The sequence below is a fragment of the Acinetobacter sp. SAAs474 genome (assembly GCF_032823475.1).
Taxonomy (GTDB): domain Bacteria; phylum Pseudomonadota; class Gammaproteobacteria; order Pseudomonadales; family Moraxellaceae; genus Acinetobacter.
This window is the reverse complement of sequence record NZ_CP127915.1, coordinates 2,654,662-2,676,120: the sequence shown is the minus strand read 5'-3', so window position 1 is coordinate 2,676,120 and position 21,459 is coordinate 2,654,662. Positions and strand designations below refer to the sequence as shown.

Sequence of the window (21,459 nt, the reverse complement as noted above, 5' to 3'; positions counted from 1 at the left end):
GAGATATCTCATTATGGATACTCCATCTGAGGAATTTCTAAAATAAATCTGTCTGTCTAAGGTAAGTGCATCACAGTTGTTTGATTTTAATAAATCATTTGGAGATCAATGATGACACGTGTTGCGATTATTGGGGCAGGACCAAGCGGTATGGCACAATTACGTGCTTTTCAATCTGCACAAAGTAAAGGCCAAGATATACCGGAAATCGTTTGTTTTGAAAAGCAGACAGATTGGGGAGGGCAATGGAATTACACATGGCATACCGGTGTAGATCAATATGGTGAACCAGTCCATAGCAGTATGTATCGATATTTATGGTCAAATGGCCCAAAAGAATGTTTGGAGTTTGCAGATTATAGTTTTGATGAACATTTTGGTCGTGCAATTGGCTCTTATCCACCACGTGCAGTGTTATGGGATTATATTAAAGGGCGCGTAGAAAAAGCAGATGTTCGCAAATATGTACGCTTTAATAGTGCGGTACGTCATGTCGAATACGATACTACCAGTCAACAATTTACACTCACGATTCATGATCATAGCATTGACCAAAGCTATCGTGAATGTTTTGATTTTGTGGTGGTTGCATCGGGTCATTTTTCTACACCCAAAATTCCGGAATATGAAGGTTTTTCTCATTTTGCCGGACGCATATTGCATGCACATGATTTTCGCGATGCATTAGAGTTTAAAGACAAAAATGTATTATTAATTGGAAGTAGTTATTCTGCTGAAGATATTGGTTCACAATGCTATAAGTATGGTGCAAAGCAAATTATCAGTTGTTATCGTCATACGCCGATGGGTTATCAGTGGCCCGATAATTGGTCTGAACGACCACAATTAATTCGGGTTGACCGAACACATGCTTATTTTATCGATGGTAGCACTGCACAGATTGATGCCATTATTTTGTGTACAGGTTATTTACACAGCTTTCCATTTATGCAGGAAGAATTACGCTTAAAAACCAATAATATTCTATACCCACTCAATTTATATCATGGCGTGGTCTGGGAAGATAATCCACGTTTGTTTTATCTCGGTATGCAAGATCAGTGGTACTCATTTAATATGTTTGATGCGCAGGCATGGTATGCACGTGATGTGATGCTGGGTAAAATTGAATTACCAGATAAGGCATTGATGCAACAAGATACGCAAGCTTGGCATGACGCAGAAAAAAATCTTCAGGATGCCGCGGCAATGTTTAAGTTCCAAGGTGATTATATTTTACGTCTCATTCAGCAGACCGATTATCCTTGTTTTGATATTGAAGCGGTTCGACAGACTTTTTTAGCATGGAAAAAACATAAGAAAGAAAATATTTTGGCCTTTCGTGATCAGACGTATCGCTCATTGATTACAGGTACGATGGCAGTTGCACATCATACCCCATGGCTAGAAGCCTTAGATGACTCGCTAGAGGCTTATTTGCAAATTGATATTCCGATGCAAAATGCGGGATAGTGGCAGATTGATATTCTTTTTGATCTAATGCCGCAATTAATCATCTTACGATTCCAGACATATTATTGCAGCTATATCGATATGCTGCATTTTTATCTATTTGAAAAATATTAATATTTAAAGATGACTACCCCTTAGTGAGTAAGATTTACAGGGGATGGTCGAATCAAAAAAAAAGCTTTAAATATTAACTTATATCGTTCTATATGGGGGTGGTCGTCATCATGGAAATTATGCACAGTACGCCAAAATATCTGAGTCTAGATACATTTCATCTCAATGTACCCACCTATATTTTGGTACTTGAAAATGCAACATCACCGTATGCGCAGCAACTTTTTCAGCAACTTAAAGTTCAACAGTGTCGTGAAGTATTTACGCTTGACAATCAGCGTAAAGATGATGCATTGGCAAATTTATTAAATCAGTTACAAGATAGGTTATGTCTTGAATATGCTGGAATTCACATCGTGGTATGTGGTACTGAAGCATTTATTTGGGAAATACAACAATGCCTGATTTACCATGGTTGCCTAAAAGAAGAAATGAGTTTGCTACTCGATTTAACTGAGCCTAAACAAAATGTAAAAAAAATCTATTGTGTTCATTGTGGACGAACTCAGCATACCACCGCAGTAGAGTATTGTACTTGTCAACATTGTAATCTTAATTTATTGATTCGGAGTCATTTTTCTGAGCGCTTAGGTGCATATATGGGCGTATGTGCCAATGTACAACAGTCTCAAGGAGCAATCAGTTGATGTCTAATACATTATCGGTTTGTGTGACACATATTGAACAAGTCACCCCTATGATTCGAGAGTTCACTTTAACAGCGCAACATCAACCTTTATTACCGTTTTCTTCTGGCAGTCATATTGTGGTGCAGTTACCGCTAAAGGACAGGGTTATTCATAATGCATATTCTTTATTAAATGATCCTGATGAACAACATCATTATCAAATTGCTGTTCGTTTACAAGACAAGTCACGAGGTGGCTCACAATATCTACATCAGCATGTTCAGGTGGGGGATTCGCTAGATATTTCTGCACCGTTGAATTTATTTGCCTTACATTCACAGGCCAAACATCATGTGTTTATTGCAGGTGGGATTGGTATTACGCCTTTTTTATCACATATGAAATATTTATTACATGCGGGTGATAGTTTTGAGTTGCATTATGCCTGTCGTGATGGAATAAGCAATGCCTATGAATTGATGTTAAAGCAGTTATTTGATGAACATGTGCACATTTATTCAGAAAAAACTCAACAACGCTTAGATATTGAAAAATTACTCAAACAGCAGTCTTTACAGAGTCATGTCTATATTTGTGGTCCAGAGCGTTTAATTGGTACCGTGGTGAATACAGCACAGCAATTAGGCTGGTCTAGACATAGAGTGCACTGGGAAAAATTTACAGCACCTGCGGCTGGTGAAGCATTTGATGTGCTGCTCACTCAAAGCCAGCGAAAAATTCATATTCCAAGTAATTTCAGTTTACTGGAGGCTTTAGAACAACATGGCATAGCGATTCCTAATTTGTGTCGTGGTGGGGTTTGTGGTCAGTGTAGTACAGCTTATACGCAAGGGGAAGTAGCACATTTAGACCACTATTTAACGGTACAGGAGCAGGCATCACAGTTGATGCCTTGTGTCTCTAGAGCAAAATCCGGCCATATTTTACATTTAGCCTTATAACTTTGAGAGATCTGTATGACTGTTCAATTTAATCATGATGAAAATATGCGCGATGAATTTCGCTATCACAATAGTGAGCAAGCCATTGCACGTTTTCCATTTCCATTTCCTGAAGATCAATATATGTATTCTGTCAATATTGAACCAGCACTGGCAAAACCCGATAGCATTTTTGAGCACTGGTTTGATATTGATGAACATTATGTCACAGAAATGAATGAACGCCGTTTAACTTTAGCGCAAGATCCTAAGCGATGTATTGTTATGCCACATATGCGCCAAGCAAGCTGGGATTTTTTAGAAATGGTGATGCAACATTATGCAAAAAATTATCCTGAACATTTTCAATTGCAACAGGACGGACTGAATTGGCATTGGATAAACCGTCCTTTAAATATTGATGTGCATTTTATTTTTGGTGATGACAATAGTTTAGCATTACATCCTTTTGAGTTTATTAGCCGGCAATTTCAAGGGGATGTAGCACTACTCGATCAGCGAGAAGGTGACCTATTTATGGATGCTGGCATGATTACAGGGCCAGCCGATTGGTCGCTGCATTTCGATGCTGGGATGAGTTTTAAGCAATGGCATGCACCAGTGCCTCAATTAGCACATCAACTAGGTGTTTTTGATCGCGCCTTAAAATTTTTATTAAACATTCAGGTTGGGCAACCTTATCGCCGTTTAAATTGGACAATGACCATTAATCCAAGAATGGATACCTCTTCGGAAACCTATCATTTATGGGGACATGAGCGTGGCATGGTTACAGTCGATAATGCTGGCGAAATGGTGTACTTACGTGTTGAGTTACAAATGATGCCACGTTTGGCACGTAGTAATGCATTGTTATTTAGTATTCGTACTTATCTGATTAGTTTGAATGATTTAACGCGTAATCCTGCATGGGCAAAACGTTTGTATCGAGTCATTCGAGATTTGCCACAATCGATTGCGCAATATAAAGGTATTGATGAATATCGTGAGCCACTTTTGCAATGGTTATCTCAATTTGATTCAACAGATCACCCATAATTTTAATTTTACTCACTTAGACCAACTTAAATGATTTGATAAGGAAATGATGACATGGCAAATTCTTGGCGTATTTCAGCTTTAGCAGCACAGCATCGTCAGCTTGGCTCGAAATTAGAAGACTGGAATGGAATGGGGACCGCTTGGACTTATGATAGTGATATTGCAGATCATTATTTGGCGATTCGTACCAAAGCTGGACTGATGGATGTTTCGGGACTTAAAAAAGTACATTATGTAGGACCACATGCAGAAAGTTTACTGGAATATGCAACCACCCGTGATATTTCGAAACTATATCCTGGAAAATCAGTCTATGCCACTATGCTCAATGAACAAGGCAAGTTTGTTGATGATTGTGTCATTTATCGTACTGGACCAAATGCTTTTATGGTGGTACATGGTACAGGAATTGGCTATGAGATGTTATCACGCTCAGCCCTTGGGCGTCAGGTTGCGATCTTGTTTGATGACGATTTGCATGACTTATCCTTACAAGGACCGTTAGCTGTTGATTATTTGGCTGAACATGTTCCTGGTATTCGTGATTTGGCATATTTTCATCATATCCAAACCAGACTATTTGGTGCCCCTGTTATGATTTCGCGTACTGGATATACCGGTGAACGTGGTTATGAAATATTTTGTAAAGCTGCCGATGCTGCCATGATTTGGGAGACGATTTTAAAGACCGGTCAAGCTTATGGTATTGTGCCATGCTCATTTACCACACTGGATTGGTTGCGTACGGAAAGTTATCTATTATTTTTCCCTTATGATAATTCTGAATATTTTCCATTTGAGCATGATGTTTGTGGCGATACGCTATGGGAGTTAGGATTGGATTTTACGGTTTCACCAGATAAAGGCGAATTCCGCGGCTGTTATGAACATCGACGTTTAAAAGATAAAGCACGCTTTAAAATTTTTGGTGTTTTATTAGAGGGTCAGCAGGCTCCAGCCATGGGAGATACCTTATGGGATGGTGATCAACAGGTAGGTGTAATCACCTGTGGTATGCATTCTCCATTAACACAGCAAACTGTGGCAATTGCGCGTTTAGCCCTACCTTATGCTGAACAAGGCAAGGCACTGCAAGTGAAGGGAAGTGTAGCAGTAAATGCTATTGCACATACATTACCTTTTGATGATCCACAAAAATTAAAGCGTACTGCAAAAGGTTGATTTTTAGCCTTGGATAGAGCTGATCCTGCGTTATCGCAGGATTTTATTAGATTAATACTCAATGTAAAAAACCGTATTTATCCGATTAAAATATAATAGGCGTTATTTAGTCAGTACTCTGGATATACTTGCTTGGTCTTCAATTGGCTATTGGTATTACAAAACAATTATTACAGACTATTTAAAAAAAGCATTTCAAGAACTCGATGACAAAGCTAATTGGTCAACAAAAAAGTCATCCTCTTCTAAATATGCACAGGGTGTAAAGATTCCCACCATGCTAACGGCTTGCCGTGTGGTGATGGGAATAGGTCAAATTGACTACTGTTGATGCAAGTGATTTTATTTAAAAATCACCGTACGATCATCATTTAAAAACACACGGTGTTCCACAAAGTATTTCACTGCTTTGGATAATGCCACCGTTTCTGTATCACGCCCTACTGAGACTAAATCCTCAGGTAAATAGGCATGATCCACACGTTGTACTTCTTGTTCGATAATTGGACCCTCATCTAAATCCCCTGTGACAAAATGTGCAGTTGCACCAATCAGTTTTACGCCACGTTCAAAGGCCTGATGATAAGGTTTGGCACCTTTAAAGCCCGGTAGGAATGAATGATGAATATTGATGGCACGACCAGCCAATTGACGGCAAAGCTGATCAGAAAGAATTTGCATATAGCGCGCTAAAATCACCAGTTCAGTCTCTGTTTCATCGATGATTCTAAGTAATTCGGCTTCTTGCTGTGCTTTGGTTTCTTTATTGACAGGGAGGTAGATAAAACGTAATCCTTCACGTTCAGCAATTGGGCGTAAATCTAGATGATTCGACACAATTGCAGTAATTTGAAAATCCAATTCTCCTTTGTGATGGCGATATAATAAATTTAAAAAGCAATGATCAAACTTACTGACCATAATCATCACTTTCATGGGTGAATTACAGTCATAGAATGACGCTTGCATATCAAACTGTTGTTCGATTTGGGCAAAATTTGTTTTTAAGCGCTCTAGATCGTCTATTCCATCTTCAAAACGAAAAACGATACGGGTAAAGAAGTAGCCAGTAACTTCATCATCATACTGTGCCATTTCACTAATATAACAACCATTTTGAGCTAAACACCCGCTAATTGCAGCGACAATACCAGAGGCAGCCGGACAATGCACTTTTAAAATATATTCACTCAAATGAGATGTTAGCATGCGTAATACTCCAATTAAAACTCAGTTAAAAAATATAATTTTGCTGATATAGCATGAAAAAAATCACGAATAAAAAGTTAATTTCATATAAATTTTATATAAAAAAACAAAGGTTTTTGTCTATATTTATTGTTTAAATTCAATGACTTTTTGTGAGTATGTCTTTGTGAGTAGTCTTATTTTTTAATAGGTATAATTAAAATAAATAATGTTGTAAATCGTTTGGGTAATAACGTGGTATCCAAGATGATTTATTTGCGGGTTTGATCGATCATTTGAAGGTTTGATCTTGATGCTTCTCAGTCATCATCAGTTTTTAACTGATTGCAGGCAATTCTCTATTTATTATGCTGCGCAGCAGTAGTTGTTGTTAGGTGGGATGAATAGCACAGTCATCGGCGAGATGGAAGGAATATTAAATTAAGCATTCATTTATGATATTTAACTTGAATATACAAGGACATACGAATTGCTTAAACCTAAAGTTTAGTGCTGAGAGCATATCAATCAACAATTCAATCATATTAATAGACTGCATTTAAATATCTTGGTGCATGGCTTTAAAAAAAATGTGCAATTTTAATGCAAAAAATATTCTTATTGGGAATATTTTCTTAATCATTATAAAAAAATATTATTAATTAACTACTTAAAATAATTGGCTTGTTATTTGCTTTTGATTTGATGAACGTTCTCAAGGAGAAGATTATGAGTTATCCAGAGCACTTTGTGATTAAGAAAATTCGTTTATTAACACCGACCACATGTGAAGTGTATATGTTGAACATGAATAAAAAGTTTATGAAAGGATGGATGATTCGTTGTAATCAAAGTTTAACTCATAAATTTCATGAACAGATGAATGATTTAATGCAATCTTCACAGCCATTTCAGATGTTAATGCAGCTTAAACAATTTCATCGCGTGGATGTTTTATGTTAGAAGAAAAATGACCAGCAGGAGAGAAATTTCCTGCTGGTGCTTTGCTATATCTGTATAAAAATCAAAAACTTAAAAAAATTATTTAAAATAAAAAAAGTTCATCAAAAATGCTAGACGGCATAAAAAAAATCCGATATAAATTCCCATAATGAAAATAAATTTCCTAACAAGAAAGTTTTTTCATTATCAATCCAACGCTGAAAATTTACAATTAATAGGAAACAGTCCTATGCCACAGCATGTTCCAGCTCAATATATACTTAAGATCCGTTGTCCGGCTGCCTCTGGTATTGTCGCTGCAATTAGCGGGTGTTTAGCTCAAAATGGTTGTTATATTAGTGAAATGGCACAGTATGATGATGAAGTTACTGGCTACTTCTTTACCCGTATCGTTTTTCGTTTTGAAGATGGAATAGACGATCTAGAGCGCTTAAAAACAAATTTTGTCCAAATCGAACAACAGTTTGATATGCAAGCGTCATTCTATGACTGTAATTCACCCATGAAAGTGATGATTATGGTCAGTAAGTTTGATCATTGCTTTTTAAATTTATTATATCGCCATCACAAAGGAGAATTGGATTTTCAAATTACTGCAATTGTGTCGAATCATCTAGATTTACGCCCAATTGCTGAACGTGAAGGATTACGTTTTATCTACCTCCCTGTCAATAAAGAAACCAAAGCACAGCAAGAAGCCGAATTACTTAGAATCATCGATGAAACAGAGACTGAACTGGTGATTTTAGCGCGCTATATGCAAATTCTTTCTGATCAGCTTTGCCGTCAATTGGCTGGTCGTGCCATCAATATTCATCATTCATTCCTACCGGGCTTTAAAGGTGCCAAACCTTATCATCAGGCCTTTGAACGTGGCGTAAAACTGATTGGTGCAACTGCACATTTTGTCACAGGGGATTTAGATGAGGGTCCAATTATCGAACAAGAAGTACAACGTGTGGATCATGCCTATTTACCTGAGGATTTAGTCTCAGTAGGGCGTGATACAGAAACGGTGGCATTATCCAAAGCAGTGAAATACTTTGTGGAACACCGTGTGTTTTTAAATGATGATCGTACGGTGATTTTTAAATGAATTTAGTTACTCAAATACCGACATCGACTGAGATGTCCATTATTGATGGTAAAGCTATTGCACAACGTGTATTGGCAGAAATTAAAGCCGATGTACAACTGCTTAAAGCACAACAAATTGAACCTTGTCTGGCCGTGATTTTGCTGGGTGATGATCCTGCAAGTCATGTTTATGTTCGTAATAAAGTTGAAAAAGCTTTAGAGGTGGGAATTCGTTCTTTAGAGTTTCGTTTTGCTGCAGAAACAACAGCCGAAATACTATTAGAAAAAATTGATCAATTGAATGCAGACCCTACAGTAAATGGCATTTTAGTACAACTGCCATTACCTGCACATATTGATGAAATACTGGTGTTACAGCGGATTGATCCCATCAAAGATGTAGATGGATTTCATAGTGAAAATGTGGGTGGCCTGAGTCAAGGCCGCGATGTATTAACACCTTGTACACCAACAGGTTGTATTCGTTTATTAAAAGAAACCTTGGGCGAAAATTTATCGGGTTTACATGCTGTGGTGGTGGGGCGTTCTAATATTGTTGGAAAGCCAATGGCAGCCTTGTTATTACAAGAAAATTGTACAGTTACGATCGTCCATTCACGGACAAAAAACATTCAGGAAATCTGTAAGACCGCAGATATTTTAGTTGCAGCTGTGGGTCAACCTCACATGATTAATGCGTCTTATCTTAAGCCACAAGCAGTCGTGATTGATGTTGGTATTAACCGTATACAACACAATGGTCAAAACCGTTTGGTCGGAGATGTTGATTTTGCTGATGTAGTCTCTCAGGTCAAAGCCATTACACCGGTGCCTGGTGGTGTAGGTCCTATGACGATTGCCTATTTAATGAAAAATACGCTTAACGCTGCACGTCTGCAGATTCAATCATTTTAGATCATGAGATAGCGGCATTGAAAGATATGCCTTGGAGAAAAAATCATGCCACTTGGTCTGCTCAAATACGGATTAAGCAGTGAATATCCTGTTGAAGTTGATCTGCCTCCACCAAAGGAATTGAAGTCACATTATGATGTGGTCATTATTGGTGCTGGCGGTCATGGTTTAGCAACGGCATATTATCTTGCAAAATACCAAGGTATCACGAATGTTGCTGTCTTGGAAAAAGCCTATCTTGGTGGAGGAAATACCGCACGCAATACTGCCGTAATTCGTTCCAATTATTTAACTGCTGAAGGCGTAAAATTTTATTCGGAATCAGTTAATTTATTTAAAAATTTATCGAACGAATTTGATTTTAATATCATGTACTCAGAACGTGGCCAGCTCACCTTGGCACATACGGATGCCACAGTACGTGCATTTCGTCAACGTGCTGAAGTAAATAAACATTTTGGTGGCCGCACCGAAATGATTGATCGTCAGCAAATTAAAGAGTTAGTGCCATGTCTTAATTTAGATCCAGCACATTTACCCGTTTTGGCAGGGCTCTGGCATATGGATGGTGCTACAGCACGTCATGATGCTGTGGCATGGGGATATGCCAAAGAAGCAGCCAAACGTGGTGTAGAAATCCATCAGTTAACAGAAGTACAAGATTTTGTGCGTGATGATCATCATGTGACTGCGGTCAAAACCAATCGCGGCACAATCCAATGTGGCTGTGTGGTACAGGCAATAGCAGGTGCATCGAGCATTTTAATGAACAAGCTGCATATTAAATCACCCATTCAGACCTTTCCCTTACAAGCCATGGTCTCGCAACCATTTAAGCCTTTTATTGATCCATTGGTCAGTTCGTCGGCATTACATTGTTATGTACAACAGACCAGTCGCGGTGAAATTGTTTTTGGTGGAGGATCAGATCCATATCCATTGTATAACACACGTTCAACACTTGATTTAAAAGAAAGTTTATTGGCACATGCGATTGAAATGTTTCCGTTTATGGCCAATGTCAAACTGATGCGGCAGTGGGCGGGGATTACTGATATGACACCGGACTATAGTCCAATTATGGGTAAATCACCTTATGACAATTATTATTTAGATGCGGGTTGGGGAACATGGGGATTTAAATCGACGCCTATTTGTGGCAAAACCATGGCGCAATTGGTAGCGACAGGACAGACACCAGACTTAATTAAGCCGTTTGAATTATCACGTTTTAGCCGCTTTCAACAAGTCAATGAAATGGGCGCCACTGCGGCGAGTCATTAAGGAGTAATAACATGAAAATGATGCGTTGTCCCTTAAACGGTCTACGAAATATCAGTGAATTTACTTATGGTGGTGAGCTTAAGACCATGCCTGATCAAAACAGTTGTAGTGATGAACAATGGGCAGATTATGTATTTAATAAGAATAATATTGCAGGTGAAGTTTTTGAGTGGTGGATGCATACCCCCACTAATTATTGGTTTATTGCGCAAAGACATACGATTACAGATGAAATTCTAGCGACTTTCGATGCGCGTGAAATGTTTAACAGTCGTGTGGAATTTACCATGATTGCTGTTGAAAAAACGGGTAATAAAACAAATGAAGTACAGGGGATGGCCGTATGAAAGCAGCAAGTTTAGATCGACTGCCTTTACCTTATGGTAGTCAAATTGATCGTCAGCAGCCAGTAACTTTTCAATTTGATCAACAGACTTTTCAAGGTTATATGGGCGATAGTATTGCCAGTGCATTGATTGCCAATCAACGTTGGATTATTTCGAGATCATTTAAATATCATCGTCCACGTGCACCATTAACGATGGCTGGCCAAGATGCCAATACATTGATTCAATTACCACATGAAGCCAATGTATTGGCAGATCATACCGAAATTACATCAGGTTTATCTGCCATGGGCCAAAATTATGCAGGTTCTTTAATGAAAGATACTGATGCATTTTTAGGTCGTTTTTCTAAATTTATGCCAGTAGGTTTTTATTATCGTTCATTTTATAAACCAAAAGGTGTTTGGAAATTATGGGAGCCTTTGATTCGTAAAAAAGCAGGTCTGGGTGTACTTGATTTAAATTTTCAGCCTGAGTATTACGATAAAGCCTACTTATTTACCGATATTGCCATTATTGGTGCCGGACCTGCAGGATTACAAGCTGCACTCACTGCGGCTGATGCTGGCCTAAAAGTGATTTTAATTGAACAAGATAAAGTGCTGGGTGGTAGTTTAAATTATGCTCGTTTTGATGTTGCTGGACAAAAAGCGACAGCATTGGCACATCAATTGATCGCTGATGTAGAACAGCATCAAAATATTACGATACTTCGGAAAGCAATTTGTAATGCATGGTTTACTGATCACTATTTACCCGTGATTCAAGCAAAACGCATGTATAAAGTTCGTGCTAAACAATGTATTGTGGCAAGCGGAAGTTTTGATCAACCGGTCATTTTTCGTAATAATGATTTACCGGGAATATTATTGACCAGTGCGGTACAGCGGTTGGTTAAATTATATGCAGTTCGTCCTGGCCAGAATATTGTCATTTTAACAGGACATGATGATGGTTATTTAGCTGCTTTAGATTTAATTGAAGCAGGTATCCATGTCGCGGCTTTAGTCGATATGCGTATGGCTGCTCATGATCCACTATTACATCAAGCCTTAAGCGAACGAAATATTCCATTATATTTAAATAGTACGGTATATGAAGCAATTGCAGCTAAAGGAATACAGCGATTAGTGGCTGTGGAGATTCGCAGTATTATTGCCGAAGGTCAAGTCGCTCAGACAGGCACAAAAATTGATTGTGATGTTTTGGCGATGTCTTCAGGTTATATGCCTGTGTATCAATTATTATGTCAGGTAGGTGCGAAATTAAGTTATGACGATATCCATGCTCAATTTAGTATTTCAGGTTTACCTGAAGGTTTAAAAATTAGTGGTTCTGTTAGCGGGCTATATCAATTAGATCATGTTCTACAGCATGCCACACAGAGCGCATTACGGGCAGTTGCTGAGATTTCAGGACAAGCGCAGACACCAGTGAAAATGGATTTTGTAGAACCACCTATCAATTTTCCTTGGCCAATTTTCCCACATCCTAAAGGCAAGGAATTTGTTGATTACGATGAAGATTTACAAATTCGCGATATCATTAATGCCACTAAATCTGGTTATCGAGATATTCAGCTTGTTAAACGGTTTTCTACTGTGGGTATGGGACCATCACAAGGTCGTCACTCTGCGTTGCCGACAGCACGCTTAGTGGCCAAATATACAGATCGTACGGTCAGTGAAACGGGTGTCACTACAGCGCGGCCACCCTTTACGGCAGAAAAACTGGCACATATTGCTGGCCGTGGTTTTGATCCATACCGCCAGACACCAATGCATCGACGTCATCTAGAGGCTGGTGCGCAAATGATGCCGGCTGGTAATTGGCAACGTCCAGCATATTATGGTGATGTTGCCAGACGTTTACAGCATATTGAAAATGAAGTACGTCATGTACGACAAAAGGTGGGCATTATTGATGTTTCGACACTAGGTGGGTTAGATATTCGTGGTCCAGATAGTGCTGAGTTTATTAATCGTTTATACACTTTTGCATTTACCAAATTACCAATTGGAAAAACCCGTTATGCCGTGATGACTGCAGAAGATGGGGTGATTATTGATGATGGTGTTGCTGGACGATTAAGTGAAGATCATTTTTATGTGACAGCAACAACCAGTGGTGTAGAGCGGATTTATCAGCAAATGCTGAAATGGAATGCGCAATGGCGTTTAAATGTTGATATTGCGAATGTTACCACTGCATTTTCGGCCGTTAATATTGCAGGGCCAAATTCACGTCAAGTCATGCAGCAAGTCTGTCACGATGTTGATTTTAGTGCCACGGCTTTTCCATATCTAGGCCTACGCTTAGGCACAATCGAAGGAATTCCAGTACGTATTCTACGTGTGGGGTTTGTCGGGGAATTAGGTTATGAAATTCATTTCCCTGCACGTTATGGTGAGTTTATTTGGGATCTATTAATTGAAGCGGGTACAGCATTTTCTATACAACCATTTGGTGTCGAAGCACAGCGTTTATTACGTTTAGAAAAAGGTCATATTATTGTCAGTCAAGATACGGATGGTATGTCCCATCCTCAAGAAGTTGATTTATCTTGGGCGGTAGCAAAAAATAAACCTTGGTTTGTTGGCAAGCGTTCGATTGAAATTTTACAGCAACAGCCATTAAAACGTAAATTGGTGGCCTTTGTTTTAGATAAACAACATGAAAAACCGTTAGAGGGTCATATTGTTTTAAATAATGAACACATTACTGGACATATCACTTCTTGTGAATATTCACCAACTTTAGATCAAATTATTGGTTTAGCTTATGTGGGTATTGAGCAAAGTGAGATTGGGCAGCAATTTCCAATTCGTGTGGAAAAAGGAGCACTTGTTTATGCCACGGTGGTGAAAGCACCTTTTTACGATCCGAATAATAGTCGTCAGGAGATCACCTCATGAATCGTTTGTATCCTACTGCACAAAGTCCAATACAACAATGTTCACCAGCCTATCAAATCTTTGGTCAAGATACTTTATTGTTAGCAGGAGATGATCTTGCTCAAATCCAGCAATGTGCCATTATTGATTTAACCCATCTACCCCGCGTAGGTTTTCGCGGTCTGGACAGTGCAGATTTTTTAACTGAACATGGTTTTCAAGTTCCTGAACAGCCTAACAGCTTATGTCAGCAAAAGGATGGTAGCTTGGTTGCAAAGCTTTCTCATTATGAATATTTACTATTAGGGGGATTGTTGAATTTTGGTGAAAATGTTCGTACTTTAGAACAAGATTGGCGCGCAGATGGCCGAGCAAATTATTTATTGGCTCGGCAAGATAGTCATGCGTGGATTCAATTAACAGGACATCATATTGCGCAGGTCATGGCGAAATTATGCGCTGTAGATTTATCTGCTGACGCATTTTCTGTCGGGCAGGTGGTACAGACATCGATTGCCCGTATTAATGGTATTATTTTAAATGTAAGTGATTTACAAACACAGAAATTCAATATTTTATGTGATCGTGCTGCTGCATTATATTTATGGCAAGTACTGTTGGATGCGATTGCTGAGTTTGGTGGCAAAGCAGCAGGAGTAGATGCCTTATTAAATCCATAGATGTAAGCTAACTCTAGACAAAAGGCTGTTGATATTGATCAAACAGCCTTTTTATGATGCTCTGGAAAGATAATGGAAAGTGAGTAGTGAAGCATTATTTTTTTCGATATGGATTAAACAAAGCAAATATTTAAAATATTTGCTTTGTTTTAACCATGCTTAAAGTGGTTTGATCTATGATCAATTTAATGATTATAAGCACTTTCATTATGTTCGCTGACATCTAGACCTTGTTGTTCTTGTTCTGTCGTCACTCGTAAGCCAATGGTTTTATCGATTAATTTAAGTAAAATCCAACTCAGAATACCCACATAAGCAAATGTCATAACAATACTGGCCAATTGTGCAAAAAATTGTGGTATTAAAGCAATACCTTCTATATTTCCGCCTAATTCAGGAATACAGAAAATTCCTGTCAATAAACAACCGACAATGCCACCAATACCATGTAGGGAAAATACATCTAGGGCATCATCAACACCAAATTTTCTTTTTAAAGTCATAATGGCATAAAAACTGGCAATACTGGCCAAGATTCCGATCATGATTGCACCAAAAGGCCCAACATAGGCAGCAGCTGGCGTAATACCTACTAAACCACCAATTGCACCAGATGCTAAGCCAAAGGAGGTAACGTGACCGCGATATTGTTTTTCAGCAAACATCCACCCTATAATTCCACCACAGGTTGCCAACATTGTGGTCATCATGATTAAAGCAGCAGATGAATTAATTGCCAGTGCAGAACCGACATTAAATCCAAACCATCCTGCCCAAAGTAGTGCAGCACCAATCATGACAAAAACCATATTATGAGGTGGCATTGGCGTCGTCGGCCATCCTTTGCGCTTACCAAGCACCATCGCACCGACAAATGCGGTGACACCTGCTGCAATATGAACTGCTGTTCCTCCTGCAAAATCTAACACTCCCCAGTTATGAAATAATGCACCATCGCCACCCCAGACCATATGTGCCATTGGACCATATACAATCACAATCCAGAGTGCACTAAAAATTACAGCTGCTTCAAATTTCATTCGCTCAGCAAATCCACCCAGTGCAATACAAGGCGTAATCATGGCAAAGGTCATTAAAAATACAATGACAATATATTCAGGAATGGTTCCAGATAATGTTTCTGCTGTAATATTACTCAGCATTGCTTTATCCAGTCCTCCTACAATACTGTGCCAGTTGTAGATACCGGCCTGCATGCCGCTGGTATCTGTTGCTAAGCTATATACCAGTGCAACCCATAGAATGCCAACAACACCGGCTACTGCAAAAAATTGTGTAAATAGCGACAAAATATTTTTACTCCTCACCATTCCTCCATAAAAGAGGGCAAGTCCAGGAATAAACATAAGAAGGACAATCACAATAGAAACCATAAGCCACACAGTTGCTGCGGGATCAAGTGTGTCTGCAGCAAAAGCAGTCACGGGTAATAGTAAGCTTATACATCCAAGTAACTGTTTTAAATTATTGATGATCATGAATTGCTCCTGAATGTCATGAATTTAAATGCTCATTACAACGATCATTTTCATTTTTGTGATGCAATATGATTTCATGCAAAAATGAAATTCATCAAAACAGATGCAACTCTCATACCATAATTTATATTATTATTTGTTGATTTTCATATAGATAGCATTATTTTAATCATTAAATCTTTTAGCATAATGGATTGTTTTTGTTGAGGTCTATATCTCTAAAGCAGTATCTATATCTCTAAAGCAGTAGTTGATGACATGTCACAATGATCATCATGCTATTGCTCAAATAGTGCTGAGTTGAATGAGGCGCTATTTGAGCTTGAAAGTGGATTTAGGCCGTCTGGTTGATTGATTTAGTGATTGTAAGCATCTTCATTATGCTCACTAATATCTAAGCCTTGTTGTTCCTGTTCTGCTGTAACACGTAAGCCGATAGTTTTTTCGATCACAATCATAATGAGCCAGGTGAATACGCCACAATATATGACAGTAAACAAGATACTCCCAGTTTGTGCAGTCAATTGTGACCAGAGTACAATACCTTCCACTTTACCGCCGAGCGCAGGAATACAGAATATTCCCGTTAAGATACAACCCACGATTCCTCCGACTCCATGTAAGGCAAACACGTCTAATGCATCATCAATCCCCATTTTATACTTGAAGGTGCGAATGGCATAAAAACAACATATTGCACTAATTAAGCCAATGATGAGTGCACCAAAAGGTCCAACATAGGCAGCAGCTGGCGTAATGCCGACTAAGCCAGCAATCGCACCAGATGCCAAACCAAGTGCACTTACATGTTGCGTATGCAATCTTTCAATCAGCATCCAACCGAGGACACCACCACAGGTTGCAACCATAGTTGCCATCATGGCAATGGTGGCTGAGGCATTGACAGCAAAGGCTGAACCGACATTAAATCCAAACCATCCAATCCATAAAAATGCAGCACCTATGAGTGTGTAGACCAGATTATGTGGCGGGATAGGCGTAGTTGGCCAACCACGACGTGCACCCAATACCCAAGCGCCCACCAAAGCAGCAACACCGGCATTAATATGTACGGCTGTACCACCTGCAAAATCGAGTACGCCCCAATTATGAAATAATGCACCATCCCCCCCCAAACCATATGGGTCATTGGTCCGTAGACCAATACTAGCCATAGAATCGTAAAGAGTAGAATGGCTGAAAATTTCATGCGTTCAACAAAAGCACCGATTGCAATACAGGGGGTAATCATGGCAAAGGTCATACCAAAAACAATTAAAATATATTCAGGGATACCTCCGATGAGTGTATTTTCATCAATACCGACAAGAAATACTTTATTTAATCCACCTATAAAACTATGAATATTAGTCACATTTGCAGACATATTGCTAGAATCTGCGCTGATGCTATAGACCAAGCTTAACCATAGAACACAGACGACAGCCGCAACTGCAAAAAATTGTGTATAAATAGAAAGAATATTTTTTGCACGAATCATGCCACCATAAAATAGTGCAAGGCCAGGTATAAACATCAAGAGTACCAAGAGTGTTGATAGCATCATCCAAACCGTGGATGCAGTGTCTAATGTTTCACTGGCGCTGGCATAGCCTGAGATTAATAGGCTTAGCCATAATAATGTTTTAAAAGTATTGATCCACATTTGCCCCTCCAGAATTAAAATTCACGGTTTATATCAATGCATGATGGTATTGCCGTTTCACCAATATTCCCGATGGGAATATTTATTTATTATTATGCAAAGCAATTCCTGTACCAGTACCAGTCGATTGAAAATGCAATGTGTATTGGACATACAAAATGAGGGGGTAAAGAACGGGGCTGGAAAATGCAGTCTATACGCTGCCTAATGAGATTTGTCACTGTTGAATAATGGCGTGACTCATCTCATTGTAGATATTATTGAGTTCCGATTAATCTGTTGAAGTTTCACCATAATTAACCATCGAAATTAATCGGATAGGGACTTGCATTAATTGTTCTGGCCCATGGGGTATTTCACCATCCAATGTGAGGCAATCACCAGGCTGCATATGAAATACTTCATCGCCATGTCGATACATGATTTCTCCTTCGATTAGATACAGCATTTCTGTACCCGGATGAGCAAAAATTGGAAATTCTTCGCTAGCGTCATCCATGCTGACCAAATAAGCTTCAAAATTTTTACGTGGCCCACGTGAATGTGTTAATAAATGATAGGTATGACCTTTTTCAGTTCCTCGACGTACAACTTCCATTCCTTCACCTGATTTCACGATCATCGCATGGCTTTCTTGCTGATCATATTGACTAAATAGTGTGGAAAGCGGAATACCGAGGACTTCACATAGACGACTCAATGTTTCTAAACTTGTTGAAACCTGAGCATTCTCAATTTTACTTAACATTCCTTGGCTAATATCAGCAATTTGTGCCACATCTGCCAGCTTTAATCCTTGCTCTTGACGGCAACGTTTGATTTGAATGCCAATATATTGTTCCAGCTTTAGGCTGTTTTTATTGTGTCTCATTATGGATCAACTCGCACTATTTTGACTCTAAATTATGCTGAATCTTCATCAGAATTAGTGTTCAGCGCCATGGTAAATAAAAAAACATTTTTATGAAAAAAATATTCCCATTAGGAATATTAAGCCTTTCAAGCAATATATTCAAATTTTTTTGCCGTACGCATAAAGTTGGCAAGGGATTTGCTTTCTTAATAGGAAATAAAGTTTCTTATTTAGAATAATATAAGAGCAAGCATTTCTCTGCATTATTCGAGCCAAATATCATTTTTTGTCATATTGGGAGTATGTCAAATATGTTGCAGCAGGCCATTGTAAAAGAGTTTTTTGAAGAACAGCACAGTATTATCACCAAACCTAAATACCGTCCAGAAGTACAAAAAGTCATTGATGAACATCAATTAAAGTACGTATTGGCACAGTTTGTTGATATTCATGGTTCAGCAAAAACCAAATCAGTACCGATCTCAGGTTTAAAAGCAATTGAAAATGTAGGCGTTGGATTTGCTGGCTTTGCAATTTCAGGTATGGGAATGCAGCCACATGGTCCAGATTTTATGGTGAGAGGGGATTTATCCACCTTAACACCCGTACCATGGCAACCCGGTTATGGCCGTGTTGTATGCGAAGGATATGTGGATGGTCAGCCTCATCCTTATGATTCACGTTATGTATTACGTCAGCAAGTTGAGCGACTAGCACAGCAAGGATGGACACTCAATACGGGTTTAGAACCTGAATTTAGCTTATTTCGCCGAGATGAGGACGGTAAACTCAAAGCAGTAGATGATTCAGATACTTTAGATAAACCCTGTTATGACTATAAAGGTTTGTCACGTTCACGTGAATTTTTAGAACGTTTAACAGAAGCATTAATTCCTGTGGGTTTTGATATCTATCAAATTGACCATGAAGATGCCAATGGTCAGTTTGAAATTAACTACACCTACAGCGATGCCATGAATTCTGCGGATATGTTTACATTCTTTCGTATGGCTGCGGGTGAAATTGCCAATGATCTCGGTATTGTCTGTTCTTTTATGCCAAAACCAGATCCAAAACGTGCAGGTAATGGTATGCATTTCCATTTGTCGGTAGGAAGTGCAGAATCAAGCAATCTATTTCATGATGATACAGACCCACAAGGGATGGGTTTATCCAAAATGGCGTATCATTTTATTGCTGGATTACTGGCTCATGCACCAGCACTATGTGCTTTTTGTGCGCCAACAGTAAATTCTTATAAACGTCTAGTGGTTGGTCGTTCTCTATCTGGCGCAACGTGGGCACCTGCATTTATTGCTTATGGCGCTAATAATCGTTCTGCAATGGTTCGTATTCCTTATGGTCGTATAGAACTACGTTTACCAGATGCAGGGTGTAACCCTTATTTAGTGTCAGCAGCAATTATTGCTGCAGGCTTAGATGGGATTGAACGTGAATTGATGCCACCACCAGCATGTAATGAAAATTTATATACCTTAACACTGGAAGAAATTGCTGCACGTGGTATTGCAACCTTACCGCAGTCTTTAAAAGAAGCCATTGACGCTTTAAAGATGGATTCATTATTTAGAACCCAACTGGGTCATCAAATTGTCGATGAATTTATCACACAAAAAAGCATGGAATGGTTGGAATACAGTCGCCACGTTTCAGACTGGGAAGTGCAGCGTTATACCGAATTTTTCTAAATCTAACCATGTAATCTTTTAATTTTAAAAATATATGTATCAATCATATTCAATGGAGAATGATGATGTGTGGAATTGTCGGCTTATATTTAAAAAATCCTGCTTTAGAATCACAGTTGGGCCAATTATTTGAACCCATGCTGCAATCGATGACAGGTCGTGGTCCAGATAGTGCTGGTTTTGCCATTTATGGTGATGAGGTGGCCGATGGCTGGGTCAAATTAACCCTTCAATCAGTACAAGATCATTTTGATTGGTCTGCATTGATTAGCCAATTAAAAACACAGTTAGATACCGAAATAGAATGGTTTCAAAATGCGACTGCTGCAGTAATTAAAGCCAAATCTGATGAAATCACTATTCGTAGTGCTGTGTCTGAGCTAGCACCACAATTAAAAATTATGAGTGTTGGACAAAGTATTGAAATTTTAAAAGGGATGGGATTACCGGTTGAAATTTCACAGCGTTTTGGTCTATCAAGCATGAAGGGTAGTCATATTATTGGTCATACGCGTATGGCGACTGAAAGTGCGGTGACTATGGAGGGGAGTCATCCATTTTCCACCGGTGCAGATCTGTGTTTGGTACATAATGGCTCATTGTCCAATCATGCTCGTTTACGTCAAACACTAAAACGGGAAGGTATTCATTTTGAAACAGAAAATGATACAGAAGTAGCTGCTGGCTATTTAACTTGGCGGTTGCAGCAAGGAGATAATTTGGCACAGGCATTAAATCATGCACTAGATGATCTAGATGGTTTCTTTACCTTTGCGATTGGGACCAAAGACGGTTTTGCTGTGATTCGTGATCCAATTGCATGTAAACCGGCAGTTTTGGCTGAAACCGATGATTACGTTGCAATGGCTTCTGAATATCAAGCGCTAGCTTCACTACCAAATATTGATCAAGCCAAAGTATGGGAACCAGAACCGGCAACGTTATATGTATGGGAACGTAATGTAGAACAAAGTGCTTAAACA

At 38.9% G+C, this 21,459-nt stretch carries 17 protein-coding genes and 1 pseudogene; 14 read left to right on the top strand and 4 right to left on the bottom strand.

Features of this window, described 5'->3' with window-relative positions:
* Window positions 1-111: 111 nt before the first annotated feature.
* The 5 genes from QSG86_RS13470 to QSG86_RS13450 all read left to right on the top strand — a co-directional run bounded on the left by QSG86_RS13470 (window position 112) and on the right by QSG86_RS13450 (window position 5,401).
* Window positions 112-1,473, top strand: coding sequence for an NAD(P)/FAD-dependent oxidoreductase (locus tag QSG86_RS13470; RefSeq protein ID WP_317032580.1), 1,362 nt, complete (start codon window positions 112-114; stop codon window positions 1,471-1,473).
* Between the two features lie 224 nt (window positions 1,474-1,697).
* Window positions 1,698-2,234 carry a dimethylamine monooxygenase subunit DmmA family protein gene (locus QSG86_RS13465; RefSeq protein WP_317031974.1) on the top strand — a complete coding sequence of 179 codons (537 nt, stop codon included), beginning with the start codon at window positions 1,698-1,700 and terminating at the stop codon, window positions 2,232-2,234.
* Entirely contained in the window at window positions 2,234-3,178 is a 945-nt protein-coding gene (locus QSG86_RS13460; RefSeq protein ID WP_317031973.1) for a PDR/VanB family oxidoreductase, read from the top strand. The genes QSG86_RS13465 and QSG86_RS13460 overlap by 1 nt, the downstream gene beginning before the upstream one ends.
* Before the next feature lie 15 nt (window positions 3,179-3,193).
* Window positions 3,194-4,216 carry a DUF3445 domain-containing protein gene (locus QSG86_RS13455; RefSeq protein WP_317031972.1) on the top strand — a complete coding sequence of 341 codons (1,023 nt, stop codon included), beginning with the start codon at window positions 3,194-3,196 and terminating at the stop codon, window positions 4,214-4,216.
* Window positions 4,217-4,270: 54 nt separating this feature from the next.
* Window positions 4,271-5,401 (top strand): aminomethyltransferase family protein, encoded by a 1,131-nt coding sequence (locus QSG86_RS13450; RefSeq protein ID WP_317031971.1) that lies wholly within the window; start codon window positions 4,271-4,273, stop codon window positions 5,399-5,401.
* A gap of 342 nt (window positions 5,402-5,743) precedes the next feature.
* On the opposite strand, the gene purU (QSG86_RS13445) is transcribed toward QSG86_RS13450, so the two are convergent.
* Entirely contained in the window at window positions 5,744-6,610 is an 867-nt protein-coding gene (gene purU / locus QSG86_RS13445) for a formyltetrahydrofolate deformylase (RefSeq protein WP_317031970.1), read from the bottom strand.
* Between the two features lie 708 nt (window positions 6,611-7,318).
* On the opposite strand from purU (QSG86_RS13445), the gene QSG86_RS13440 reads away from it, so the two are divergent.
* From QSG86_RS13440 to QSG86_RS13410, 7 genes are all read left to right on the top strand, one after another.
* Complete coding sequence (locus QSG86_RS13440) at window positions 7,319-7,552, top strand: hypothetical protein (RefSeq protein WP_317031969.1); 234 nt, start codon at window positions 7,319-7,321, stop codon at window positions 7,550-7,552.
* Window positions 7,553-7,781: 229 nt separating this feature from the next.
* Window positions 7,782-8,648 (top strand): formyltetrahydrofolate deformylase, encoded by an 867-nt coding sequence (gene purU / locus QSG86_RS13435; protein ID WP_317031968.1) that lies wholly within the window; start codon window positions 7,782-7,784, stop codon window positions 8,646-8,648.
* On the top strand, window positions 8,645-9,544 hold the full coding sequence (locus QSG86_RS13430; protein ID WP_317031967.1) for a bifunctional methylenetetrahydrofolate dehydrogenase/methenyltetrahydrofolate cyclohydrolase FolD: 900 nt from the start codon (window positions 8,645-8,647) through the stop codon (window positions 9,542-9,544). The genes purU (QSG86_RS13435) and QSG86_RS13430 overlap by 4 nt, the downstream gene beginning before the upstream one ends.
* A 45-nt stretch (window positions 9,545-9,589) precedes the next feature.
* The gene (locus QSG86_RS13425) at window positions 9,590-10,828 is read left to right on the top strand and encodes an FAD-dependent oxidoreductase (RefSeq protein WP_317031966.1); all 1,239 of its coding nucleotides are present in this window, start codon (window positions 9,590-9,592) and stop codon (window positions 10,826-10,828) included.
* Between the two features lie 11 nt (window positions 10,829-10,839).
* A complete protein-coding gene (locus QSG86_RS13420) occupies window positions 10,840-11,175 on the top strand; it encodes a sarcosine oxidase subunit delta (protein WP_317031965.1) in 336 nt (111 codons plus the stop codon).
* Entirely contained in the window at window positions 11,172-14,090 is a 2,919-nt protein-coding gene (locus QSG86_RS13415) for a glycine cleavage T C-terminal barrel domain-containing protein (RefSeq protein ID WP_317031964.1), read from the top strand. The genes QSG86_RS13420 and QSG86_RS13415 overlap by 4 nt, the downstream gene beginning before the upstream one ends.
* Window positions 14,087-14,749 carry a sarcosine oxidase gene (locus QSG86_RS13410; RefSeq protein ID WP_317031963.1) on the top strand — a complete coding sequence of 221 codons (663 nt, stop codon included), beginning with the start codon at window positions 14,087-14,089 and terminating at the stop codon, window positions 14,747-14,749. The genes QSG86_RS13415 and QSG86_RS13410 overlap by 4 nt, the downstream gene beginning before the upstream one ends.
* Before the next feature lie 185 nt (window positions 14,750-14,934).
* On the opposite strand, the gene QSG86_RS13405 is transcribed toward QSG86_RS13410, so the two are convergent.
* The 3 genes and pseudogenes from QSG86_RS13405 to QSG86_RS13395 form a co-directional block, all read right to left on the bottom strand.
* On the bottom strand, window positions 14,935-16,248 hold the full coding sequence (locus QSG86_RS13405) for an ammonium transporter (protein ID WP_317031962.1): 1,314 nt from the start codon (window positions 16,246-16,248) through the stop codon (window positions 14,935-14,937).
* A 356-nt stretch (window positions 16,249-16,604) separates the two neighbouring features.
* Window positions 16,605-17,914 (bottom strand): annotated as a pseudogene (locus tag QSG86_RS13400) (ammonium transporter).
* Between the two features lie 271 nt (window positions 17,915-18,185).
* The gene (locus QSG86_RS13395; protein ID WP_317031961.1) at window positions 18,186-18,785 is read right to left on the bottom strand and encodes an XRE family transcriptional regulator; all 600 of its coding nucleotides are present in this window, start codon (window positions 18,783-18,785) and stop codon (window positions 18,186-18,188) included.
* Between the two features lie 293 nt (window positions 18,786-19,078).
* Between QSG86_RS13395 and glnT the strand changes: the two genes are divergently transcribed.
* Together glnT and QSG86_RS13385 are read left to right on the top strand one after the other, a co-directional pair.
* Entirely contained in the window at window positions 19,079-20,476 is a 1,398-nt protein-coding gene (glnT, locus tag QSG86_RS13390; RefSeq protein WP_317031960.1) for a type III glutamate--ammonia ligase, read from the top strand.
* Between the two features lie 65 nt (window positions 20,477-20,541).
* Window positions 20,542-21,456 carry a glutamine amidotransferase family protein gene (locus QSG86_RS13385; RefSeq protein WP_317032579.1) on the top strand — a complete coding sequence of 305 codons (915 nt, stop codon included), beginning with the start codon at window positions 20,542-20,544 and terminating at the stop codon, window positions 21,454-21,456.
* Window positions 21,457-21,459: the final 3 nt, after the last annotated feature.

Excerpts from the sequence above, each read along its gene's own strand:
- QSG86_RS13470 (WP_317032580.1), top strand. The coding sequence starts at position 112 with ATGACACGTGTTGCGATTATTGGGGCAGGACCAAGCGGTATGGCACAA.
- QSG86_RS13420 (WP_317031965.1), top strand. The coding sequence starts at position 10,840 with ATGAAAATGATGCGTTGTCCCTTAAACGGTCTACGAAATATCAGTGAA.
- QSG86_RS13450 (WP_317031971.1), top strand. The coding sequence starts at position 4,271 with ATGGCAAATTCTTGGCGTATTTCAGCTTTAGCAGCACAGCATCGTCAG.
- QSG86_RS13425 (WP_317031966.1), top strand. The coding sequence starts at position 9,590 with ATGCCACTTGGTCTGCTCAAATACGGATTAAGCAGTGAATATCCTGTT.
- QSG86_RS13410 (WP_317031963.1), top strand. The coding sequence starts at position 14,087 with ATGAATCGTTTGTATCCTACTGCACAAAGTCCAATACAACAATGTTCA.
- QSG86_RS13465 (WP_317031974.1), top strand. The coding sequence starts at position 1,698 with ATGGAAATTATGCACAGTACGCCAAAATATCTGAGTCTAGATACATTT.
- QSG86_RS13395 (WP_317031961.1), bottom strand. The coding sequence starts at position 18,785 with ATGAGACACAATAAAAACAGCCTAAAGCTGGAACAATATATTGGCATT.
- QSG86_RS13455 (WP_317031972.1), top strand. The coding sequence starts at position 3,194 with ATGACTGTTCAATTTAATCATGATGAAAATATGCGCGATGAATTTCGC.
- QSG86_RS13430 (WP_317031967.1), top strand. The coding sequence starts at position 8,645 with ATGAATTTAGTTACTCAAATACCGACATCGACTGAGATGTCCATTATT.
- QSG86_RS13460 (WP_317031973.1), top strand. The coding sequence starts at position 2,234 with ATGTCTAATACATTATCGGTTTGTGTGACACATATTGAACAAGTCACC.
- purU (WP_317031970.1), bottom strand. The coding sequence starts at position 6,610 with ATGCTAACATCTCATTTGAGTGAATATATTTTAAAAGTGCATTGTCCG.
- purU (WP_317031968.1), top strand. The coding sequence starts at position 7,782 with ATGCCACAGCATGTTCCAGCTCAATATATACTTAAGATCCGTTGTCCG.
- glnT (WP_317031960.1), top strand. The coding sequence starts at position 19,079 with ATGTTGCAGCAGGCCATTGTAAAAGAGTTTTTTGAAGAACAGCACAGT.
- QSG86_RS13440 (WP_317031969.1), top strand. The coding sequence starts at position 7,319 with ATGAGTTATCCAGAGCACTTTGTGATTAAGAAAATTCGTTTATTAACA.
- QSG86_RS13415 (WP_317031964.1), top strand. The coding sequence starts at position 11,172 with ATGAAAGCAGCAAGTTTAGATCGACTGCCTTTACCTTATGGTAGTCAA.
- QSG86_RS13385 (WP_317032579.1), top strand. The coding sequence starts at position 20,542 with ATGTGTGGAATTGTCGGCTTATATTTAAAAAATCCTGCTTTAGAATCA.
- QSG86_RS13405 (WP_317031962.1), bottom strand. The coding sequence starts at position 16,248 with ATGATCATCAATAATTTAAAACAGTTACTTGGATGTATAAGCTTACTA.